Annotated in this window: 6 protein-coding genes and 1 pseudogene; 5 read left to right on the plus strand and 2 right to left on the minus strand. The window is 54.1% G+C overall.

What is annotated here, in order from left to right; genetic code table 11:
* Both DQ405_RS24815 and DQ405_RS24820 read right to left on the minus strand, forming a co-directional pair.
* A partial coding sequence (locus tag DQ405_RS24815) for a hypothetical protein (RefSeq protein ID WP_168426391.1) occupies positions 1-347 on the minus strand: 347 nt, incomplete at its 3' end.
* 109 nt (positions 348-456) lie between these two features.
* On the minus strand, positions 457-954 hold the full coding sequence (locus tag DQ405_RS24820; protein ID WP_274597438.1) for an Arc family DNA-binding protein: 498 nt from the start codon (positions 952-954) through the stop codon (positions 457-459).
* 263 nt (positions 955-1,217) lie between these two features.
* Between DQ405_RS24820 and DQ405_RS24825 the strand changes: the two genes are divergently transcribed.
* The 5 genes and pseudogenes from DQ405_RS24825 to DQ405_RS24845 all read left to right on the plus strand — a co-directional run.
* Complete coding sequence (locus DQ405_RS24825; RefSeq protein WP_206678939.1) at positions 1,218-1,520, plus strand: hypothetical protein; 303 nt, start codon at positions 1,218-1,220, stop codon at positions 1,518-1,520.
* Between the two features lie 19 nt (positions 1,521-1,539).
* On the plus strand, positions 1,540-1,977 hold the full coding sequence (locus DQ405_RS27275) for a Rha family transcriptional regulator (RefSeq protein WP_206678940.1): 438 nt from the start codon (positions 1,540-1,542) through the stop codon (positions 1,975-1,977).
* Between the two features lie 169 nt (positions 1,978-2,146).
* Positions 2,147-2,365 (plus strand): hypothetical protein, encoded by a 219-nt coding sequence (locus tag DQ405_RS24835; RefSeq protein WP_168426393.1) that lies wholly within the window; start codon positions 2,147-2,149, stop codon positions 2,363-2,365.
* Positions 2,362-3,198 carry a BRO-N domain-containing protein gene (locus DQ405_RS24840; RefSeq protein ID WP_168426394.1) on the plus strand — a complete coding sequence of 279 codons (837 nt, stop codon included), beginning with the start codon at positions 2,362-2,364 and terminating at the stop codon, positions 3,196-3,198. The genes DQ405_RS24835 and DQ405_RS24840 overlap by 4 nt, the downstream gene beginning before the upstream one ends.
* 683 nt (positions 3,199-3,881) lie before the next feature.
* Positions 3,882-4,297, plus strand: a pseudogene (locus DQ405_RS24845) (phage tail tape measure protein); the annotation flags it as partial.

The following is a 4,297-nucleotide window of genomic DNA, read 5'->3' on the forward strand; positions in this document are numbered from 1 at the left end:
TCAAGTTTGTTGTTGTAGGTGCCCGGCCCTTCGTAGATCCGCCGAACATCCATGAGGAAATTCAAGTAGTCGTTGAAAGCCAGGTCAAGCTGCCCGATGTCGGACCAGGTATGGATGCTGTCTATGTTTCCATTCTGATCAAGAGCGACAAATGTCCCTGCCGGGAAGTACAGGTCGCACTTCAGTTTCTCGATTCGTCGAAACTCTTTGTCACCGAATTTGCAGAGCGTGCCAACCAAGCATAGGTTCGCCAGGGTGTTGGCGGCAAACGCCCTGGGCACGAAGCAGACCGTGACTGACGAAAAGGCGCTGGAATTGTCGGTTGCGGTTGGTTCTGTGGATGACATCTACGCTCCTTGTAGCACAGTCCGGATGCGATACGAGAGCTCGGCGCTCTGATCTGGTATTCGAGTATTCGACGTGTTCTGTTCATTGAGCTGACGGTAGCCGTCCACGCTACATGCCTAAGTCGCCCTCCAGCGCATCGACAATAAGTCTCTCCGCAAGGATATTCATTAGCTCACCAGGGTCTTTGCTGTCGCTACCTATCATCCGGCCTATGACCGTGACTAACCGCTCACGCTGATGGTTAGTCATTACCTCGGGGTAAGCGCTCTTAAGCGCGAGAATAGCTGTGAGATAGGGCAAGCATTCCAACTTGCTGAGCGTTCCTGTGATCTCGGCGGAGGCGGATGCCACGGCGTGGTCAATATTCTCTTGATTCTGATCTCGCAGCTGTTCATCCAAGTCACTTAGCAGGCCGGCTGTTCCAAATACAGGCGCGCCAGGCGCGACGGTTGAAAGCACCTCTTCAATCTCAAATGTTTCCTCTAGGCGAGCGACTATTTCTGCATTGAGACTGCGCTTGCCTCCGATGGCAGCGTCCTCGAGTTTTTCACGGATCTCTGCTGGCATTCTCAGTGAGTACGGGGGGAGAACGTGACGATCTGACATGAGGATTTTGCGCCGTGTAAGTTTCCACGGATTGTGGATGTGGATTCACAAGGATTCAAGAATCCACTTGACGTCAAGATGGTGTGACTGCATTATGATTCCACATGAAATGGAGAGTAATTCTATGCATAGAAAATGTAAGGACTTCGCCTTTTCCGTTGCGATTGGATGAGGAAATTAAAGGCAAAAGCAAAAGCGGAGGCAGGGATGAATAGACGCAGCCTGAATGCTGAATTGGGACTGCTGATTGAGGAAGGTTTGAAATGGCGGGAAATGCAGCAGAGCAAGCGGGCAGTAGCCTAAAACGAAGAAACCCCGGCTTGCAGGCCAGGGCTTCAGGTGTGAAAACTTTCGACGGAGTTCACGGGATGAATAGTACCACAGTTGTTGACATGCGCCAGTTTGTAGACACTCGCGGTGAGAAGGTCTACACAACCACTCAAAACGTGGCGGAGGCTTTTGGAAAGCAGCATCAGCACGTTACTCAGAAAGTCGTAGCGCTTGAATGCACTGAGCAATTTTTAACCAGCAACTTTTCGCTGGTTAGTTTTTCAACATCGCGGTAACACCTATAAATCCTACGAGATGACTAAAGACGGCTTTATGTTCCTCGTTATGGGCTTCACCGGCAAGAAAGCGGCGGCCATCAAGGAAGGCTACATTCGCGCCTTTAACTGGATGGCGGAACAGCTTGGCCTGTCGAGCAAGACTCTCGTCGCCAAAGCTGTTTCCGAGGCCCTAGGCGCAGAAGGGGCGCGCACGCTCAGCAACGTCATGCGCTGCCGTGTAGCCAAGCTGGATGCCGAGCATCAGCGCAGCGCCACTGCCAAGCTGGCATCTGCACTTCACGCCCGCTTCGATGTTCCGCGTATGGAGCTGATCCCGGCTGATCAAATGGACGCAGCCTGCAATTTTCTCGCGAGCTACGCGATCGAGGGCGAATACTTGCCGAAGGGCGGCAACCAATCTGTCGACATCCCGACCGATCTTTCGGAAACCCAGCGTTACCTTGTTTTTCACTGACGGCTCTGGTAAGCGTCAGGTGCAACCCGTTCCGTTCGACGCGTGCGTAATGTCGCCGACTCAGTTTTTTGGCGGCCGTCACTGGATCTAACGGTCTTCATGTTCCGCCTGCTGCGCTGTTCGACTTCGCCTTGGCGGCGATGGAGAAGATGAAGTGGAGGGTAGCCGCATGAACTTCATCCTCAAAGTTGGTAGCCGTGCCCTGATCCTGATGCCGGAGCGGCCAAATCTGGTCGGCCGCTCCGGCCAACTGATCCGCAAGATCGAAGAAAATTGGCTGATGCGGGTCGAGGGCAAGCGCTACTCGGTCAGCGAGAAGAGCCTGATGCCGCTGGACGGCTTCAATCCGAATGTGGCCGCGTCGATTGAACTGAGGAAGACATCATGAGTAACGTAGTTCCGTTCAGCTTTAAAGGTGCCGGCGTTCGCGTTGTTGCTGACGATCACGGGGAGTCTTGGTTTGTTGGTCGCGATCTATGCTCCGCGCTGGGGTATGCGGATCAAACCAGCGCTATGAAACAGCACTGCCGTGGGGTGGTGAAATACCACCCCATCGCAGACAGCCTTGGTCGCATGCAAGACACCCGAATTCTTGCAGAGCCGGACATGCTGAGGCTCGTCATTAATAGTCAGCTTCCCGCTGCTGAGCAGTTTGAACGCTGGGTTTTCGAAGACGTTCTGCCGACGATTCGCAGGACTGGCAGCTATCAAATGCCAGCGAATGACGCCACGATCCCAGTTGAGCGCCAGTTGCCAATCGCCGCCGACAGCCTTGATGCGGCGAAGCGTATTGCCGAATGCTTCGGCCTTGAGGGCAACCAAGCTCTGCTGAGCGCCAACAGCATGGTCAAGTCCGCTATCGGCGTAGACCTGATGGAAATGGCCGGCGTTAAGCGGCTCGTCAATGAATCGCAGGAACTGAACTTCACTCCAACCGAGCTGGGCGCGAAGTTCGGCATGAGCGCGGTGAGCATGAACAAGTTGCTCGCCGAGTGCGGACTACAACATCAGGTGATCTACAAACCTGGCAAGAAGCGTTGGGAAGTTACGCCCGACGGTAAGCTCTTCGCGGTCATAACCGACACCGGCAAGAAACACAGCGACGGGAAGCCGGTTCAGCAGATCCTTTGGAAGGAATCTGTGCAGGAGATGTTGGCCAGGCTGGCCGATCAGCTACGTTCCGGGCTTCCGGCCGTGGTTGCTGGCGGCGTCCGACGCTAGATTTCAAATGTGATACTGCATCACATTTAACTACCGCCACAAAATTAACCCCGCCCATGCGGGGGCTTTCGTGCTGCTCTCTCGTTGATGATAAAGTCCTGCGATATCTCAACGAGGGAACGCTATGAAAATATTCGTGGGGGCTTTGGCGCTCCTGGCGCTGGCAGGGTGTGGTGACCAGGGGCCTTGGGATGGGCCGTATGGCGTTAAGCAAGGTATATCCCCAGATGATCTATCTAAGTTCGCGGAACTGAAAAAGCTGAACGATGGAAATTACACCGCTACTTCTGCGCCGACTCCGGCTGCCTACGTAAAGGGCTACCAATATCTTTTCTCGAAGAAGACTGGGCTTTGCATAGTCAGGGTTCACTCTGAGCTGAGTGAGCCAGAATCAAGATCTCTGACATCGGGCCTAGTCAAGAAATACGGGCAGCAGACTGTTATATCCCCGACAAGCAAGGGGGATATGGCTGAATGGTTTTGGTCAAAATCAACCAATAAGCTGCCAGATAATTTAGCCAGGGTCACTCTTTACGTGATCACTCCGAAGGCCGTGGAAGAGCTATACGAATTTGAAAACTCAGACTCGTGCAGAAAAAGAACTCGGATGGGCTCCTCTAGGCTAATCGAATCAAATTACACAGACCCGCTTCGGCGGGTTTTTTTATTATTCCGGAGAAAGCATGGCTACCAACTTCACTTCCTTGGGCATTGCCGTAAATTCATCGGAGGCGGTGAGCGCCGCCGGCGACCTGGACAAGTTGGTCGACTCGGCAGAAGATGCGGAGAAGGCGATTGTCGATCTGGGAAAAGCCGGCGACGGCCTGGCCAACACCGGCAAGAAGATCACTCAAGCTGAAAGCGAGGTGACCCAGGGCGTCGACAAGTCCACTGCCGCGATAGACCGCAAATCTGGTGCAAGCCGCAAAGCAGCCGACAGCGCTGTGGCTGAGATCAATGTCATCAGCCAGCTAGACAGGGCAATGACCGGCAACAGTTACCAGCATGGAATCGCTGATCCAGGCTGAAGGGCTGCTCGAGCGCGCCCGCAAGGGCGGGCTGGTCACCATTGAGGAGCAGGCGAAGTATCAAGAGCAGC

This window comes from Pseudomonas sp. SST3, from assembly GCF_003325755.1.